This is a genomic window from Methyloterricola oryzae (assembly GCF_000934725.1).
Lineage (GTDB): Bacteria > Pseudomonadota > Gammaproteobacteria > Methylococcales > Methylococcaceae > Methyloterricola > Methyloterricola oryzae.
In genome coordinates this window covers 319,775-336,764 of sequence record NZ_JYNS01000001.1, presented here as the reverse complement: position 1 = coordinate 336,764, position 16,990 = coordinate 319,775, and the positions used below count along the sequence as shown (strand labels likewise).

Annotated in this window: 16 protein-coding genes, 1 tRNA gene and 1 pseudogene; all 18 read left to right on the top strand. The window is 63.9% G+C overall.

The genetic code is table 11. The features are described from left to right. The first annotated feature begins 141 nt into the window (after positions 1–141). The 18 genes and pseudogenes from EK23_RS01460 to lpxB all read left to right on the top strand — a co-directional run bounded on the left by EK23_RS01460 (position 142) and on the right by lpxB (position 16,632). Complete coding sequence (locus EK23_RS01460) at positions 142–2,997, top strand: adenosylcobalamin-dependent ribonucleoside-diphosphate reductase (RefSeq protein ID WP_045223484.1); 2,856 nt, start codon at positions 142–144, stop codon at positions 2,995–2,997. A 94-nt stretch (positions 2,998–3,091) separates the two neighbouring features. Continuing rightward, on the top strand, positions 3,092–4,138 hold the full coding sequence (recA, locus tag EK23_RS01455; RefSeq protein ID WP_045223483.1) for a recombinase RecA: 1,047 nt from the start codon (positions 3,092–3,094) through the stop codon (positions 4,136–4,138). Then, a pseudogene (locus tag EK23_RS24845) lies at positions 4,078–4,269 on the top strand (hypothetical protein); the annotation flags it as partial. The gene recA and the pseudogene EK23_RS24845, both read left to right, overlap by 61 nt. 9 nt (positions 4,270–4,278) lie before the next feature. Then, positions 4,279–4,599 (top strand): regulatory protein RecX, encoded by a 321-nt coding sequence (locus EK23_RS24840; protein WP_052807809.1) that lies wholly within the window; start codon positions 4,279–4,281, stop codon positions 4,597–4,599. A gap of 105 nt (positions 4,600–4,704) precedes the next feature. Beyond that, positions 4,705–7,305, top strand: coding sequence for an alanine--tRNA ligase (gene alaS, locus EK23_RS01445; RefSeq protein ID WP_045223481.1), 2,601 nt, complete (start codon positions 4,705–4,707; stop codon positions 7,303–7,305). Between the two features lie 18 nt (positions 7,306–7,323). Then, a complete protein-coding gene (locus EK23_RS01440; protein WP_045223480.1) occupies positions 7,324–8,553 on the top strand; it encodes an aspartate kinase in 1,230 nt (409 codons plus the stop codon). A gap of 137 nt (positions 8,554–8,690) precedes the next feature. Next, on the top strand, positions 8,691–8,885 hold the full coding sequence (csrA, locus tag EK23_RS01435; protein WP_045223479.1) for a carbon storage regulator CsrA: 195 nt from the start codon (positions 8,691–8,693) through the stop codon (positions 8,883–8,885). Between the two features lie 21 nt (positions 8,886–8,906). Beyond that, a tRNA-Ser gene (locus EK23_RS01430) sits at positions 8,907–8,997 on the top strand. Between the two features lie 201 nt (positions 8,998–9,198). Continuing rightward, entirely contained in the window at positions 9,199–9,456 is a 258-nt protein-coding gene (rpsP, locus tag EK23_RS01425; RefSeq protein ID WP_045223478.1) for a 30S ribosomal protein S16, read from the top strand. Between the two features lie 21 nt (positions 9,457–9,477). Continuing rightward, a complete protein-coding gene (gene rimM, locus EK23_RS01420; RefSeq protein WP_045223477.1) occupies positions 9,478–9,978 on the top strand; it encodes a ribosome maturation factor RimM in 501 nt (166 codons plus the stop codon). Between the two features lie 7 nt (positions 9,979–9,985). Then, entirely contained in the window at positions 9,986–10,729 is a 744-nt protein-coding gene (gene trmD / locus EK23_RS01415; RefSeq protein ID WP_045223476.1) for a tRNA (guanosine(37)-N1)-methyltransferase TrmD, read from the top strand. Positions 10,730–10,747: 18 nt separating this feature from the next. Then, positions 10,748–11,098 (top strand): 50S ribosomal protein L19, encoded by a 351-nt coding sequence (gene rplS / locus EK23_RS01410; RefSeq protein WP_045223475.1) that lies wholly within the window; start codon positions 10,748–10,750, stop codon positions 11,096–11,098. Positions 11,099–11,155: 57 nt separating this feature from the next. Next, the gene (locus tag EK23_RS01405) at positions 11,156–11,635 is read left to right on the top strand and encodes a methylated-DNA--[protein]-cysteine S-methyltransferase (protein WP_045223474.1); all 480 of its coding nucleotides are present in this window, start codon (positions 11,156–11,158) and stop codon (positions 11,633–11,635) included. Continuing rightward, the gene (gene xerD, locus EK23_RS01400) at positions 11,622–12,536 is read left to right on the top strand and encodes a site-specific tyrosine recombinase XerD (protein WP_045223473.1); all 915 of its coding nucleotides are present in this window, start codon (positions 11,622–11,624) and stop codon (positions 12,534–12,536) included. Before EK23_RS01405 ends, xerD begins: the two co-directional genes overlap by 14 nt. A gap of 23 nt (positions 12,537–12,559) precedes the next feature. Continuing rightward, positions 12,560–13,342: an acyl-ACP--UDP-N-acetylglucosamine O-acyltransferase gene (lpxA, locus tag EK23_RS01395; RefSeq protein ID WP_045223472.1), complete on the top strand. Its 783-nt coding sequence runs from the start codon at positions 12,560–12,562 to the stop codon at positions 13,340–13,342. A gap of 22 nt (positions 13,343–13,364) precedes the next feature. After that, positions 13,365–14,300, top strand: coding sequence for a Gfo/Idh/MocA family protein (locus EK23_RS01390; RefSeq protein ID WP_045223471.1), 936 nt, complete (start codon positions 13,365–13,367; stop codon positions 14,298–14,300). A gap of 56 nt (positions 14,301–14,356) precedes the next feature. Continuing rightward, positions 14,357–15,454, top strand: a complete 1,098-nt coding sequence (locus EK23_RS01385; RefSeq protein ID WP_045223470.1) for a DegT/DnrJ/EryC1/StrS family aminotransferase — start codon at positions 14,357–14,359, stop codon at positions 15,452–15,454. A gap of 11 nt (positions 15,455–15,465) precedes the next feature. Beyond that, positions 15,466–16,632: a lipid-A-disaccharide synthase gene (lpxB, locus tag EK23_RS01380; RefSeq protein ID WP_045223469.1), complete on the top strand. Its 1,167-nt coding sequence runs from the start codon at positions 15,466–15,468 to the stop codon at positions 16,630–16,632. Positions 16,633–16,990: the final 358 nt, after the last annotated feature.

Genomic DNA, 16,990 nt, shown 5'->3' with positions numbered 1-16,990 from the left:
CAGGCGTTCTGAAATTTTGGCTATTATAAGCACAACATCTGCGACTGGCGCGTAGAATCGAGCCTATATCTTGTGCTTGCCCCGCGAATCTTAAGGTGGCTGCAACGCCCCCGGACCTTGTTCTGAAAGGATGGAACGACCATGACCTCAAGCCTGAAGCCCCAAGCCTTTTCTGTGGAAGTGTTGCTGGAAAAGTACGCCAAGAACGGCGAGCAAGAGGCCGACGATATCTTCCGCCGGGTCGCCCGTGCCCTGGCTTCCCAGGAAGAACAGCAGGGCGCATGGGAAACCAGATTCCTCGAGGCGCTGCGGGCCGGATTCGTGCCGGCCGGGCGGGTGATGTCAGCGGCCGGGGCCGGGATCCAGGCCACCCTGATAAATTGCTTCGTGCAGCCCGTGGGCGATTCAGTGTCCGAGGTTGTGGACGGCAAGCCCAGCATTTACGAGGCGCTGGCGGAGTCGGCGGAAACCATGCGCCGCGGCGGCGGGGTCGGTTACGACTTTTCAGCCATCCGGCCCCGTGGCGCCCATGTGCGTGGGACCGCCTCCCGCGCCTCGGGCCCGGTGTCCTACATGCGGGTGTTCGACCGCTCCTGCGAAACCGTGGAATCGGCGGGCGCCCGGCGCGGCGCGCAGATGGGCGTTTTGCGCTGCGATCATCCGGACATCTTCGATTTCATCCATGCCAAGGACCGCAGCGGCGAACTGTCCAACTTCAATCTGTCCGTGGGTGTGACCGACGCCCTGATGCGGGCGGTGGAGGACGATGGCGTCTGGGAACTGCTGCACAAGGCGGAGCCCGGCAGCGAAGCCATGGCGCTGGGCGCCTACCGCCGCGAGGATGGGCTGTGGGTCTATCGCCGCGTGCGGGCGCGCGAGCTTTGGGATGCCATCATGTGTTCCACCTACGATCATGCCGAGCCCGGCGTGCTGTTCATCGACCGCGCCAACGGCGACAACAATCTGTATTACTGCGAAGTCTTCGAAGCCACCAACCCCTGCGCGGAACAGTGGTTGCCGGCCTATGGATGCTGTTGCCTGGGCAGCATTGACCTGACCCGCTTCGTGTCCAGGCCCTTTAACGCCGACGCGGCTTTTGATTTTGCGGGGTTTGTCCGCGTGGCGGCCACCGCCGTGCGCATGCTGGACAATGTGCTGGACGTGACCTATTGGCCCCTGCCCAAGCAGCGCCAGGAAGCCATGGCCAAGCGCCGCATTGGCCTGGGCTTCACCGGCTTGGGCGATGCCCTGGCCATGCTCGGCTTGCGCTACGACCACGAGGAAGCCCGCGCTTTCGCCGGCCGGATCGGCGAGAGCCTGCGGGATGCCGCCTATGGGGCGTCCATCGAACTGGCCAAGGAAAAAGGCGCGTTCCCGCGCTTCGACGCCGAGAAATTCCTGGACTCCGGCTTTGCCGGGCGGCTGCCCGATGTGCTGCGGCAGCAGATTCGCGTGCACGGCCTGCGTAATAGTCATCTCCTGAGCATCGCGCCCACCGGCACCATTTCCCTGGCTTTCGCCGACAATGCCAGCAACGGCATCGAGCCTCCGTTCTCCTGGACCTACACCCGCCGCAAGCGCGAGGTGGATGGGTCGGTCCGGGCTTACGAAGTGGAGGATCATGCCTGGCGCTTGTACCGGGAGAGCGGGGGCGATATCGCTCATCTGCCGCCCAGTTTCGTCACCGCCCTGGATATCTCGGCGTTGGACCACATGCGCATGCTGGCGGCCATCCAGCCCTGCGTGGATTCCTCCATTTCCAAGACCGTCAACGTGCCCGCCGAGTATCCCTTCGAGGAGTTCAAGGATCTCTATCTGGAAGCCTGGCGCGCCGGCCTCAAGGGGCTCGCCACCTACCGCCCCAACGAGATTGTCGGCCAGGTGCTGGTGGCGACGCCGGAGCAGGCCGAGCCTGCCGAGGCGGGGGCGCGGCAGGACTTTGACGAGTCGGACCCGGACCGGCGTCTGCACATCGACAAGGTGCCTGAGCCGGCCCTGGCCAGTCTGCGCTGGCGGCGGCGGCCGCGGCCCGTGGGCGGCAATCCGGCCTGGACCTATTTCGTCGACCACCCCCTGGGCGCCTTCGGCGTGTTCATCGGGCATGTGGTCAATGGCGGCAATCATCCCTTTGAAGTCTGGGTGAACGGGGCCGAGCAGCCGCGGGGGCTGGGTGCGCTGGCCAAGACCCTGTCCATGGATATGCGTTCCAATGACCACGGCTGGCTGGAGACCAAGCTCAAGAGTCTGATGAAGGCCCATGCCGATGACGGCTTCGTGCTGGCCATGCCGCCGGAAGGCGAGCCCCTGTTCGTCCCCAGCCTGGTGTCGGGCTTCGCGCGCCTGGTACACCTGCGCTGCGCCGAACTGGGCGTGTTCGACCAGCGGGAGGAGACGCCAGTGCTCGACGCCCTGATGTCGCCCAAGGAGCCCAAGACCGGCACCGACGGCACCTTGAGCTGGACCGTGGACATTTACAACCCGGCCACCGGGGATGATTTCGTGATGGGCCTGAAGGAACTGTCCTTGCCCAACGGGCAACGCCGGCCCTATTCGGTCTGGCTGTCCGGCGAGTATCCGCGGGTGCTGGACGGTCTGTGCAAGAGCCTTTCCTTCGATATGCGCGTTGTCGACCCCGCCTGGGTGGGCGCCAAGCTGCGGCAGTTGCTGGACTTTCCCGAGCCGCGGGGCGACTTCCTGGCCTGGGTGCCCAGGGAGAGGCGCAAGATTTCCTACCCGTCCACCATCGCCTATTTGTGCCGGCTGATCGTCCATCGCTACGCCATGCTGGGCATCCTCGACGAGGACGGCTTCCCCCTGGCGGAAATGGGTGTCATGGAATACGAGGCGGACAATGTCGTGCCCTTGCGGGCGCGTTCCGTCGGGGCCATGGAGGTGACGCCCGGCAAGCGCTGTCCCGAGTGCGGCAACTACTCCATGATCCGCAAGGACGGCTGTGATTTCTGCACCGCCTGCGGGGCGCTGGGTGCTTGCGGTTGAAGGGTTTATGCGCCGTTTCGGGTCTATTCCCCTGCGTCTGGCTGTGGGATAATATGGAACGTTTTATTCAGGCGGTTTTTCGGGACGGCAGCTAATGGACGAAAACAGGAAAAAGGCGCTGAGCGCGGCTCTGTCGCAGATCGAAAAGCAGTTCGGCAAGGGTTCGGTCATGCGCATGGGCGATGTCGGGGCGCGCGACATCGAGGTCATTCCCACCGGCTCCCTGGCTCTGGACATCGCCCTGGGCTGTGGCGGCCTGCCGCGCGGACGCGTGGTGGAGATCTACGGGCCGGAGTCCTCGGGCAAGACCACCCTGACCCTGGAGGTCATCGCCCAGGCCCAGAAGCTGGGCGGGGTCGCCGCCTTCATCGACGCGGAGCACGCCCTGGATCCTGTGTACGCCGAGAAGATCGGCGTGAACCTGGACGATCTGCTGGTGTCCCAGCCGGATACCGGCGAGCAGGCCCTGGAGATCACCGACATGCTGGTGCGCTCGGGCAGCGTCGACGTGGTGGTGGTGGACTCGGTGGCGGCCCTGACGCCCAAGGCGGAAATCGAGGGCGAGATGGGCGATTCCCATGTGGGCCTGCAGGCGCGCCTCATGTCCCAGGCCTTGCGCAAGCTGACCGGCAACATCAAGCGCTCCAACACCCTGGTGATCTTCATCAACCAGATCCGCATGAAGATCGGCGTGATGTTCGGCAACCCGGAAACCACCACCGGCGGCAACGCCCTCAAGTTCTACGCCTCGGTTCGTCTCGATATCCGCCGCCTGGGCGCGATCAAGAACGGCGAGGAAGTGGTGGGCAACGAGACCCGGGTGAAGGTGGTCAAGAACAAGGTGGCGCCGCCTTTTCGCAACGCCGAGTTCGAAATCCTCTACGGCGAGGGCGTGTCCCACGAGGGTGAGTTGGTGGATCTGGGCGTGCAGTCGGACCTGATCCAGAAGTCCGGTTCCTGGTACAGCTACGGCGGTGACCGCATCGGGCAGGGCAAGGACAATGTGCGCAACTTCCTCAAGGAACACCCGGAGGTGGCCGATGCCATCGAGGCCAAGGTGAGGGAGAAGGCGTTTGGCGGATCGGCGCCGGTGGTGGCCAATCTCGCCGTCAAGTCGCAAGCGGTCGAGGCGGATACCTGACCGATTCCGATCCACTGGCGCAGGCGCGTGCCACGTGTCTGCGCTTTCTGGCGCGCAGGGATTACTGCCAAAGCGAACTCCTCGAGAAACTGCGAGGCCGCGGCTGCGACGAAGCCCTGGCGCGGGCGGTCATTGACCAGTTGGCCGAGGAAGGCGCGCAAAGTGACCGGCGCTACCTGGAGGGCTTCGTGCGCGGACGGGTGGCTAAAGGCTACGGCGAGGCGCGAATCCGGCAGGAACTGCGCTGCAAGGGCTTGGACCCCGAAGAGGCCGCGGCGGCGCTGCGCGAGTACGACTGGGACGAACTCCTGCATGAGGTTTACCGCAAGCGCTTCGGGCGCAGCACGGCCGCTTCCCCGAAAGAGCGGGCCGCGCAGATGCGCTTCATGCAGCAGCGGGGGTTTTCCGCCTCTGCCGTGAGCCGTTTGCTGCGAAGGATGGGTCGCGACGAGGACGATTGAGGGCTTGGCGCGAGGCAGGCCGGGGCGGTGTCCCCAATAAAATGACCGGGTCCGGGCGAATCGGGCCGGTTCGCAAACCAGATTTTAAGAGCATTGTTTCTTCCCATGACCAGCGCCGAACTGCGTTCTTTATTCCTACAGTTTTTCAAGGACCGGGGTCATGCCGTGGTCGATTCCAGCCCGTTGATTCCGGCCAATGACCCCACCCTGCTGTTCACCAACGCGGGGATGGTGCAGTTCAAGGACGTGTTCCTGGGTCGCGAGTCCCGGCCTTACGTCCGTGCCGCTTCCTCCCAGCGCTGCGTGCGCGCGGGCGGGAAGCACAACGACCTGGAGAACGTGGGCTACACCGCCCGTCATCACACGTTCTTCGAGATGCTGGGCAATTTCAGCTTCGGCGACTACTTCAAGCGCGACGCCATTCTCTACGCCTGGGACTTCCTCACCAAGGCCCTGGGGCTGCCGCCGGAGCGTCTGTGGGTCACGGTCTATGACCAGGACAAGGAAGCCGAGGAGATCTGGCTGAAGGAAATCGGCGTCGACCCCGCGCGTTTCAGCCGCATCGGCACCAAGGACAATTTCTGGTCCATGGGTGACACCGGCCCTTGCGGCCCTTGCACCGAGATTTTCTACGATCACGGACCGCACATCCCGGGCGGCCCGCCGGGTTCGCCCGATGAGGACGGTGACCGCTACATCGAGATCTGGAACCTGGTCTTCATGCAGTACGACCGCGCCGCCGACGGCACGCTGACGCCGCTGCCCAAGCCTTCGGTGGACACCGGCATGGGCCTGGAGCGCATCGCCGCGGTGATGCAGGGCGTGCACAGCAACTACGAGATCGATCTGTTCCGCACCCTGGTCAAGGCCGCGGCCGAGCTGGCACGCGTTACCGAACTGGAGCACGCGTCCCTCCGGGTCATCGCCGACCACATCCGTTCCTGCGCCTTTCTGGTGGCCGACGGCGTGGTGCCCTCCAACGAGGGGCGCGGTTACGTGCTGCGCCGCATCATCCGCCGCGCCATCCGTCATGGCTACAAGCTGGGCATTCGTGACGCCTTCTTCTACAAGCTGGTTGCGCCCCTGTGTGCGGAAATGGGCGCGGCCTATCCGGAACTGCTCAAGGCGCGGGAGTCGGTGGAGCGGGTGCTGAAGAAGGAGGAGGAGCGTTTTGCCGAGACCCTGGAGCATGGCATGCGCATCCTGGACGAGTGCATCAAGGGTTTGGCCGGCACTGGCATTCCCGGCGAGACGGCTTTCCAGCTCTACGATACCTTCGGATTTCCGGTCGACCTTACTGCCGACGTGGCCCGCGAACATGGCTTGACGGTGGACATGGCGGGATTCGAGGCGGCCATGGACGTCCAGCGCCAGCGGGCGCGCGCCGCCAGTCATTTCGTCGCCGACTACTCCGGCGAAGTGGAACTGGACGCCCATTGCGAATTCACCGGCTATACCCAGCTGGTGGAGGAGTCCAGGGTGATCGCGGTTCTGGCGGGCGGCCAGCCAGTCCGGTGCCTACAGGCGGGCGAGGACGGCGCGGTCATCCTGGACCGCACGCCCTTCTACGCGGAATCCGGTGGTCAGGTGGGAGATCGCGGGGTGATCCGCACCGCCTCGGGTCTGTTCCAGGTCAGCGACACGCGCAAGCAGGGCGGCGATCTGGTGCTGCACATGGGAAAGGTGCTGGAAGGGATAGTCGAGGCCGACGCCCCGGTGCGCGCCGAAGTGGAGGAATCCCTCCGCCGCGCCACCGCGCTGAACCATTCCGCCACCCATTTGCTGCACGCGGCCCTGCGCAGGGTCTTGGGCGATCATGTGGCGCAAAAGGGCTCCTTGGTGAACCCGGAGCGCCTGCGTTTCGACTTCTCCCACTTCGAGCCGGTGAGCCCGCAGCAGTTGCGCGAGGTGGAACGCCTGGTGAACGAGCAGGTGCGGCACAACGCCGAAGTCAGCGCGGAGGTGATGGACAAGGATGCCGCCATGCAACTCGGCGCCATGGCCCTGTTCGGCGAGAAATATGGCGATCAGGTGCGCGTGTTGCGCATCGGCGAGTTCTCCACCGAGTTGTGCGGCGGCACCCATGTGTCGCGCGCCGGTGATATCGGATTCTTCAAGATTGTCAGCGAGACTGGCGTCGCCGCGGGGGTGCGCCGCATCGAAGCGGTCACCGGCGAAGGCGCTTTGGCTTGGGTCGAAAGCGGTGAGGCGCTGCTGGCGACCATCGGCGAGCGGGTCAAATCGGGCCGCGACGGCCTGGACGAGAAGGTCCAGCAGGTATTGGAGCGCAGCCGCCAATTGGAAAAGGAGCTGGAACGCCTGAAATCCAAGATGGCCAGCGCCGCTGGCTCGGATCTGGCCGGCCAGGCGGTCGAAGTGGCGGGACTCAAGCTGCTTGTCGCGCGGCTGGACGACGCGGACCCCAAGGGCTTGCGGGATCTCGTTGACCAGCTCAAAAACAAGCTAGGCAGCGCCGCGATCCTGCTGGCCGCCGTCAAGGACGGCAAGGTCAGCCTCATCGCGGGCGTGACCCAGGATCAGACCGGACGCATCAAGGCGGGCGACCTGGTGAATGCCGTAGCCACCCAGGTCGGTGGCAAGGGCGGTGGGCGTCCCGATCTGGCCCAGGCCGGCGGCACCGACCCTTCAGGCCTGGATGCCGCGCTTAGTGATGTGCCGGGCTGGGTGGCACAACGTCTTTCCTAATTTTTTAAGTCTTAGAACATGGCGCTTTACGTTCATAAATACGGTGGAACGTCCGTGGGCACCACGGAGCGGATCGGCAAGGTGGCCGACAGGATCGTCAAGGCCCGCGCGCGCGGCGAGGATCTGGTGGTGGTGGTGTCCGCCATGAGCGGCGAAACCAACAAGCTGGTGGCCTATGCCCATGAGGTGCAGGAGCGCCCTGATCCGCGCGAGATGGACGTGCTGCTGTCCACTGGCGAGCAGGTGACTATCGCGCTGTTGGCGATGGCATTGCAGGCGCGGGGGTGCCCGGCGGTTTCCTTCACCGGCTGGCAGGTGCGAATCCGCTCCGACGCGGCCCACACCAAAGCGCGCATCGAGCATATCGATACCGCGCGCATGCAGGCCGAACTGGACGCGGGGCGCGTGGTCGTGGTGGCGGGCTTCCAGGGCATCACCGAATCCGGCGATATCACCACCCTGGGGCGCGGTGGTTCCGACACCACGGCGGTCGCCCTGGCCGCGGCCCTGAAAGCCGACGAATGCCTCATCTTCACCGACGTGGACGGGGTCTATACCACCGATCCGCGGGTCGAGCCGCGGGCTCGGCGGCTGGAGCGCATCACCTTCGAGGAGATGCTGGAGATGGCCAGCCTGGGCTCCAAGGTGCTGCAGATCCGTTCGGTGGAATTTGCCGGCAAATACAATGTCCCCTTGCGGGTGTTGTCGAGCTTCGAGGAAGGCTCTGGCACCCTGATCAGTTACGAGGAAGCAGGAATGGAAAAGGCCTTGATCTCCGGAATCGCGTTCAATCGCGACGAAGCGAAATTGACTATACTGGGTGTCCCGGATCGGCCTGGCATCGCCCACAAGATCCTGGGTCCGGTGGCGGCGGCGAACATTGAAGTGGACATGATCATCCAGAATATCGGAGCGGATCAGACCACGGATTTCACCTTCACCGTGCATCGGAACGAATACAAGAAGGCTCTGGAGATTCTGGAGTCCACATGCAGGGAATTGGGTGGCCGCGAGGTGACCGGCGACGACAAGATCGTCAAGGTCTCCATTGTCGGCGTGGGAATGCGTTCCCATGCGGGCATCGCCAGTAAGATGTTCGAGGCGCTGGCGAAGGAAGCAATCAATATCCGCATGATCTCCACCTCGGAAATCAAGATTTCCGTGGTAGTGGACGAAAAATACCTGGAGCTTGCCGTGCGCACGCTGCACGAGGCGTTTGAACTGGATCAGGCACCCGCGGCGGCCTAGGAACTGTCACAGGGTTTCGTTGTCAGAAATTTCTGATATAATTGCCCGCTCGACTAGCGAGACGCTTCTGGGTTGGCTTGAGGCGGGCTGCTGTGGCTTTTTAATGTAATTGGTGCGATAACACAAAGGAAGGATTTATGTTGATACTGACTCGTAGGGTAGGCGAGACATTGATGATCGGCGATGACGTGACGGTTACCGTGCTGGGAGTGAAGGGTAATCAGGTCCGCATCGGCGTGAATGCTCCCAAGGATGTTTCCGTGCACCGGGAAGAGATCTACGAACGGATCAAGAAAGAGCAGCAGGCCATGGCCGGCAACTCTGGCGAGTAATTTGGGTTCCTGTCTGATTTCGGAGAGATGGCCGAGAGGCTGAAGGCGCTCCCCTGCTAAGGGAGTATGGGTCAAAAGCCCATCGAGGGTTCGAATCCCTCTCTCTCCGCCACTTCTATCTTCCCTTGTAGTTCTGTTGGTGGCCCCGCGATTCAGCGGCTGGCTGCCTTTTTGCGTGCGTATCCTGCGGAGCCGGCGCTCAATTCTGCAGGCAGGTACTGCGGTCTTTGCGATTAGACTTCACATTCCAGAATTTTTCAGTAGAATAGCGCGGTTTAGAACCAGCTTTGCAATTTGTCTTAGGGGATTATCGATGGTAACCATTCGTCTGGCGCGCGGCGGTGCGAAAAAGCGGCCCTTCTATCACGTTGTCGTTGCAGACAGCCGCTCCAAGCGCGATGGCCGCTACATTGAGCGCATCGGATTCTTCAACCCGATCGCAAAGGGCCAGGAAGAACGCATCCGTCTTGATCACGCCCGTATCGAGCACTGGATGGGCAATGGCGCGCAGGCCTCCGGCCGCGTGGCGAGCCTGATCAAGGAATGGGCAAAGAACTCCGCCACCGCTTAAGTTTGCGGGGGCGCTTGCCAGGTGACGCGGCAGGTTGTGGTCGGTGAGGTCGCCGGCGCATTTGGCGTAAAGGGTTGGGTCAAGATCCATTCCCACACCGACCCGCCTGGCAACATACTGAATTACCAGCCCTGGACCCTGGTCGGCGAAGTCGAATCCAGGCCCGTGCGCGTGTTGGCGGGGCGTGTCCATGGCGGGGCGGTGGTGGCGCAACTGGAAGGCGTCGTAGACCGCGACCAGGCCGTGCGCCTGAGGTACACACGGATCACGGTTCCGCGTGAGTGTTTTCCGCCGCCGGAACCCGGACATTATTACTGGTCCGATCTGGTGGGGCTCAAGGTGCGGACAGAAGCTGGGGAGGATCTCGGCGAGGTCAGGGAGATGATGGCCACCGGCGCCAACGACGTGATGATCGTCCGCGGCGAGCGGGAAAGGCTCATACCGTTCGTGCTCGGCGCGTATGTGAAAGCGGTGGATTTGGAGCAAAAGTCCGTCACGGTGGACTGGGACCCGGATTTCTGAGGTCGCCATGCGTTTTGACGTGGTGACCCTGTTTCCCGAGATGATCCGGGACGCCGCGGCCTGCGGCGTGACCGGGCGGGCAGTGAAGCAGGGTATCGTCGAACTGGCGACCTGGAATCCGCGTGACTTCACTCACGATCCGCACCGGACCGTAGACGACCGACCTTACGGCGGCGGCCCCGGCATGGTGATGAAGGTCCAGCCGCTGCAGGATGCCATCGGCGCGGCCCGCGCGGCCCACCCGGATCCGGCGCTGGTGGTCTGCCTCAGCCCACAAGGGCGTACGCTGGATCAGGCCGCGGTTCGGCGATTCGCCGGTTTCTCGCGGCTGGTCTTGGTGGCCGGGCGTTATGAAGGCATCGACGAGCGGCTGATCGAGTTGGAAGTCGACGAGGAATGGTCCATCGGCGACTATGTGCTCAGCGGCGGTGAATTGGCGGCCCTGGTCATCTTCGATGCGGTGACGCGTCTGCTGCCCGGGGTGCTGGGCCATGGGGATTCCGCCGCGCAGGACTCCTACGGCGAGGGCTTGCTGGATTGTCCGCACTACACGCGCCCCGACGAGATCGAGGGAATGCGGGTGCCGGAGGTCCTGCAGAGCGGCGACCATCAGGCTATCCGGCGCTGGCGCTTGAAGCAGGCCTTGGGTCGGACGTGGCTGCGCAGGCCCGACTTGCTGCATAAGCAGGCCCTGGACGCCGAGCAGCAGAAGTTGCTGGAAGAATTTAGAAGCGAATTGAACACCAGATAATCCAGAAGGGGATATTCCATGTCGAACAACATCATTCAGCAGCTCGAAAGCGAGTGGATGAGTCAGAAGACCATTCCGGACTTCGCGCCTGGCGACACCGTGGTGGTGCAGGTGAAGGTCAAGGAAGGCAACCGCGAACGTCTGCAGGCCTACGAAGGCGTGGTGATTGCCAAGCGCAACCGCGGCTACCACTCCGCGTTCACCGTGCGCAAGATGTCTCACGGTGAAGGCGTGGAGCGCGTTTTCCAGACCTACAGCCCGCAGATCCAGGACATCACGGTTAAGCGCCGTGGCGATGTGCGCCGCGCCAAGCTGTATTATCTGCGCGACCGTACCGGCAAGGCCGCTCGCATCAAGGAAAAGATCTAAGCACGGGCCTATGGCCGGGGCTGCACCGGGCATTGGCTTGTTGCCGGCCTCGAACCCATGAGTTCGGGCGGCGGATACGCGGTGATGGCGGCGCCTTTCGGCGCCGTCTTGCTTAGGGCCGAAGGTGGCATTCTCGCCGGTATCGACCTGTTGCCGGAGGCCAAGCCGCCGGTGAAGCCGCAGACGCCAGAACTCCAGGAAGCCCAGCGCCAGCTGCAGTGCTATTTCGACGACCCCGCCTGGCCGTTCGCCCTGCCGCTGCCGGTTCAAGGCACCTTGTTCCAGCGGCGCGTCTGGCAGGCGCTTAGGGCTATCCCCACAGGCGAGGTGCGCCGCTATGGCGATCTGTCGCGATATCTGGGCAGCGCGCCCCGGGCCGTGGCCGGGGCCTGCAAGGCCAACGGGTTTCCCTTGATCGTGCCTTGCCACCGGGTGGTGTCCGGCACCGGTTTGGGCGGGTTCTGCGGCAGATTGGAAGGCCCTTACCTGGAGATCAAGCGTTGGCTCTTGCGGCACGAGGGCTATGACGGCGTCTGAGATCGAGCCGGGAGACCGCGCCCTGATCGACGCCTTTCAGGATGCCCTGTGGGTCGAGGAAGGCTTGAGCGACAATACGCAGAAGGCATACTTCAGCGACCTGGCCCTGTTTTGCGGCTGGCTGCGCAGCCAGCGGCACATCGGTCTGACGGAGACCCAAGGGGGCGACATCGAGGCCTATCTCGCACTCAAGTTCCAGCAGAACGTCAGTCACCGCACCAGCGCCCGCATTATTTCCAGCCTGCGTAAGTTCTATGCCTGGTGCCTCCGACTCGGGAAACTGACTTACGACCCCTGTGCCGGCCTGCAGTCGCCCCATATTGGCAAGCCGCTGCCGCATACCCTGACCGAGCGCGACGTGGAAGACCTGTTGTCAGCGCCCGATGTAAGCACCCCGCTGGGTCTGCGCGACCGAGCCATGCTAGAGGTGCTGTACGCCACAGGGCTCCGTGTCACCGAATTGATCACCCTGCGCATCGGTCAGTTCAATCTGCGCCAGGGCGTGGTGAGGGTCATCGGCAAGGGCAGCAAGGACCGCCTGGTGCCTCTGGGGGAGGAAGCGGAGACGTGGCTCGGCCGCTATTGCTCCGAGGCGCGCCCGGAGATCCTGGGCGGGCGTCAATGCGATGATCTCTTCGTAACCGAACGCGGCGCGGGCATGACCCGCCAGGCCTTCTGGCTGCTGATCAAGCGCCACGCCATCACCGCCGGCATCCACAAGCACCTGTCGCCGCATACCCTGCGCCATGCCTTTGCCACCCATCTGCTCAATCACGGCGCGGACCTGCGCGTGGTGCAACTGCTGCTGGGCCATAGTGATCTGTCCAGCACCCAGATCTACACCCATGTGGCCCAGGAGCGCCTGAAGGAATTGCACAGCCGCTGCCACCCGCGCGGCTGAAACCCCATCGAGGAGTCGAGACCATGTCAGCCGAAATTCATCCCAGCGCCGTCATCGCCCCCGGCGCGCGCCTCGCCGAAGGTGTGAAGGTGGGGCCTTACGCCATCATCGGCGAGCATGTGGAGATCGGACCCGGCTCGGTCATCGGCGCCCATGCGGTGATCGAGCCGCGGGTGCGCATGGGGGGCAACAACACGGTGCATCCCCACGCGGTGCTGGGTGGCTTGCCCCAGGACCTGAGCTTCAGCGCGGACACCGAAACCTGGCTGGATATCGGTGACGGCAATGTTTTCCGCGAGGGCGTCACCCTCAGCCGCGCGACCCAGCCCGGCACCTCCACCCGCATCGGCAGCGGCTGCTACCTGATGAACAACAGCCACGTGGGCCATGATTGCACGGTGGGCGACTACACGATCTTTGCCAGCGGCGCTACTTTGGGCGGCCATGTGCATGTGGGCGACCGGGTGTTTCTCGGCGGCGGGGTGATGACCCACCAATTCTGCCGCATCGGCAGCTTTGCCATGCTCCAAGGCCTGGCCGGCATCAACAAGGATGTGCTGCCTTTCATGATGGTGGGCGGGCGGCCGGGCAAGCACTATCGCCTGAACCTGGTCGGCATGCGCCGCGCCGGCATCGACGGCGAACGCCTGAAGGCAGTGTCCGCGGCCATCCGCCGCCTGCGCAACCGGCAGGACCTGGATGGCTTGCCGGACACGCCGGAGTTGGCCTATCTGCGGGACTGGATCGGCGTAAAATCCCGCCGTGGCATCTTGCCTTTCATCGATGTGAGCCGCGACGCCGAATGAACCGAGATTTCGAGGAAGCACTATGAGCAAACTGCGTTGCGCCGTGGTCGGCGTCGGTTACCTGGGGAAGTTCCACGCGCAGAAATACGCGGCCTTGCCCGATTGCGAACTGGTGGCGGTGGTGGACAGCAATCCCGAAGCCGCCAAGGCGGTCGCGGAGCAGAACCACACGCGGGCGCTGAGCGATTACAAGGAATTGTTGGGCCAGGTGGATGCAGTCAGCATAGTGGTGCCCACCACCCTGCATTTCCAGGTGGCCAAGGATTTCCTCGAAGCCGGAGCCCATGTCCTGGTGGAAAAGCCCATCACGGTCACGGTGGATGAGGCGGACGAGCTGATCCGCATCGCCCGCGAGCGCGGCCTGAGGCTCATGGTCGGGCATCTGGAACGCTTCAACGCGGCGCTGCTGGGGCTGGACCTGACCCATGACAAGCCGCTGTTCATAGAATCCCACCGACTGGCGCCGTTCAATCCGCGCGCCAACGATGTGAGCGTGGTGCTTGACCTGATGATTCATGACATCGACATCATCCTCGACATCGTGGATTCCGAAGTGGAGCGCATCGACGCCAAGGGCGTGACCGTGCTCACCAACGACACCGATATCGCCAATGCGCGCATCACCTTCAAGAGCGGATGCGTGGCCAATGTCACCGCCAGCCGCGCCAGCCTCAAGGTGGAGCGCAAGATGCGCATGTTCATGCCCAATGCCTACGTCTCGGTGGATTTCCAGAACCGCGTGCTGGCCAAGCACCGCAAGGGCGAGAAGGAGATGTTTCCCGGGGTGCCCGAAATCGTCAGCGAGGAATCGGTGTTCGAGAGCGGCGACGCCCTGATGGAGGAGATCCGCCATTTCACCGCCTGCATCCGCGACGGGGCCGAGCCCCTGGTGTCCGGCTGGGCAGGCCGCCGCGCCCTGGCGACCGCGATCGAGATCACGCGACTGCTAAAGGCCTGATCGCGCCTGGCCGCCGGGCTGAACCACTTTCCAAACCTTCAGGAGATTCGCAACCCATGATCCCCATGGTCGATCTGAAAACCCAATACCATCAGCTCAAGGAAGAGATCGACGCCGGCATCCTGGCGGCGCTGGACAACACCGCCTTCGTCATGGGCCCCAACGTACAGGCCTTCGAGAAGGAAGCGGCCGAGTACCTGGGGGTGAAGCACGCCATCTCCTGCGCCAACGGCACCGAGGCGCTGCACCTGGCCCTGGAGGCCGCGGGCATCGGGCCGGGCGATGAGGTGATCACCTCGGCCTTCACCTTCATCGCCACCGCCGAGGCGATCCGCTATGTGGGCGCCAAGCCGGTGTTCGTGGATATCGATCCGCGTACCCTCAACATCACGGCGGCCGCCATCGAGGCGGCCATTACCGCCAACACCAAGGCGGTGATGCCGGTGCATCTGTTCGGTCAGCCCTGCGACATGGCGGCGATCCAGGCGGTGGCGGAGCGGCACGGACTGAAGGTGATCGAGGACTGCGCCCAGTCCTTCGGCGCCAGCATCGCCGGCAAGCAGACCGGCAGCCTGGGTCTCGCGGCGGGCTTCAGCTTTTTTCCGAGCAAGAACTTGGGCGCCTATGGCGACGGCGGGCTGGTCACGACCAACGACGACGCCATCGCCGCCAAGGTGAGGGTGCTGCGCAACCACGGCTCCGAAGTGCGCTATTACCATGACGTGATCGGTTACAACAGCCGCCTGGATGAACTGCAGGCGGTGGTGCTGCGGGTCAAGCTCAAGCGCATCGAGCAGTTCAACGCCGGCCGCCGTCACGCCGCCCACCTGTATTCCGAATTGATGGCGGGCCTGCCGCTGGAAACGCCCTTCGAGGATGGCGTCGGCGTGCACGTCTACCACCAGTACACCCTGCTCAGCGACCGGCGCGATGCGATCATGGCGGCCCTGCAGCAGGCGAAGATCGCCTGCGCCATCTATTATCCCGTGCCCCTGCACCAGCAGAAGGTATTCGCCGCGGACTGCCAGGGGCTGAGCTTGCCCAACACCGAGGCGGTGGCGGCGCGCTGCCTGTCCCTGCCCATCTTCCCGGAACTGAGCGACGAGCAGGTGCGGGAGGTGGTGGCCGTGATCCGGGAAGCCCTGGCGGCTTGAGATAGCCCGCCATGGCTGGGGAAGTTCGGGAGGCCGCGCGCGCGCCGCTGGTCATGCTCTCGGCCGGCGAAGCCTCGGGCGATCAGCATGCGGCCAGCCTGTTCCTGGAACTGAAGCGGCTGATCCCAGAGGTGCGAGGCATAGGCATGGGCGGCGCACGGATGCGCGATGCGGGCGTGGACATTCGTTACGACTCCACCGCCATCGCCATCATCGGCGCCACCGAGGTCATACGGCATTACGGCACCATTCGCCGCGCCCTGCGGCAGATGCAGCAACTGGCCCGGGACGAGCGTCCCGACCTGCTGATCTGCGTGGACTACAAGGAGTTCAATTTCCATCTGGCGCGGGCCGCGAAGGCGGCCGGCATAAAGGTGCTGTTCTACGTCAGTCCGCAGGTCTGGGCCTGGCGCCCGGGACGGGTGAAGAAATACGGCGAGGCGGTGGACCACATGGCGGTGATCTTTCCCTTCGAGGTGCCGTTCTATGAATCCCACGGCATTCCGGTGACCTATGTGGGGCACCCCCTAGCGGGAAAGGTGGTGCCCAGCCTATCCCGTGAGTCCGCGCTGCAGGCGTTCGGCCTCGTGGGCGAGGGACCGGTCATAGGCCTCTTGCCCGGAAGCCGCGGCAACGAAATCAAGCGCCTGCTGCCGGTGATCCTGGAGGCGGCGAAGCGGCTCGCCGAGCGTTTCCCCAAGGCCCGTTTCGTGCTGAGCCAGGCGGAGTCGGTGGCCGATGCCTGGCTGGAGCAACACCTTGCTCCGTTTCATCTGCGCATCGTCTGCGTCAAGGGCCGCAACGTGGACGTGCTGCAATGCTGCGATGCGGTCATCACCGTCTCCGGCACCGCCACCCTGGAAGTGGCGCTGATGGGCGTGCCCATGGCCATCATCTACAAAGTAACGCCCATCACTTATCTGCTGGGGCGCTGGCTGATCTCCATTCCTTTCATCGGCCTGCCCAATATCCTCAGCGGCCGGCGCATCGTGCAGGAATTCATCCAGCACGAGGCCACGGGCGAGAACATCGCCGGCGAGATTGCCCACATACTCGACGACGCAGGTTATGCCCGACAGATGCAAGCGGATCTGCTCGAGGTCAAGACCCTGCTGGGGGAGGGCGGTGGCTCGGCCAATCTGGCGAAACTGGCGGCCGGGATGCTCGCCAGCTCTTGAGGCAAAAAAAGGCCGCGGCGCTTGCCGCGGCCAAGGCACAGTGCGATTGCCGCACCAGGGAAGAGCTCTGTTGCCGCCATCATCGAGCGTCAGTAGCCAGGTTCGCAGTCGGTTCGACCTGGACTCTGGCCTGACATATCAGGCGGCATCTATAAGTTGATCATTCGATTGCCGCTCCTCTGAGTTCCTGCCAATCTTGACCGCTTTGAGCACGCCAAGTTCCTGGCCGGGCACCCTGAGTCCGGGCGGTCCACGTAGAGGGTCGTCCAGGGGAATGCAGGGGGTGCGCTTTTCCCCGCCGGCTTTTGCTGAGCGCCTTAGCCCCGGGACAAGGCGCCAGATTCTGTGGGCGCATCCC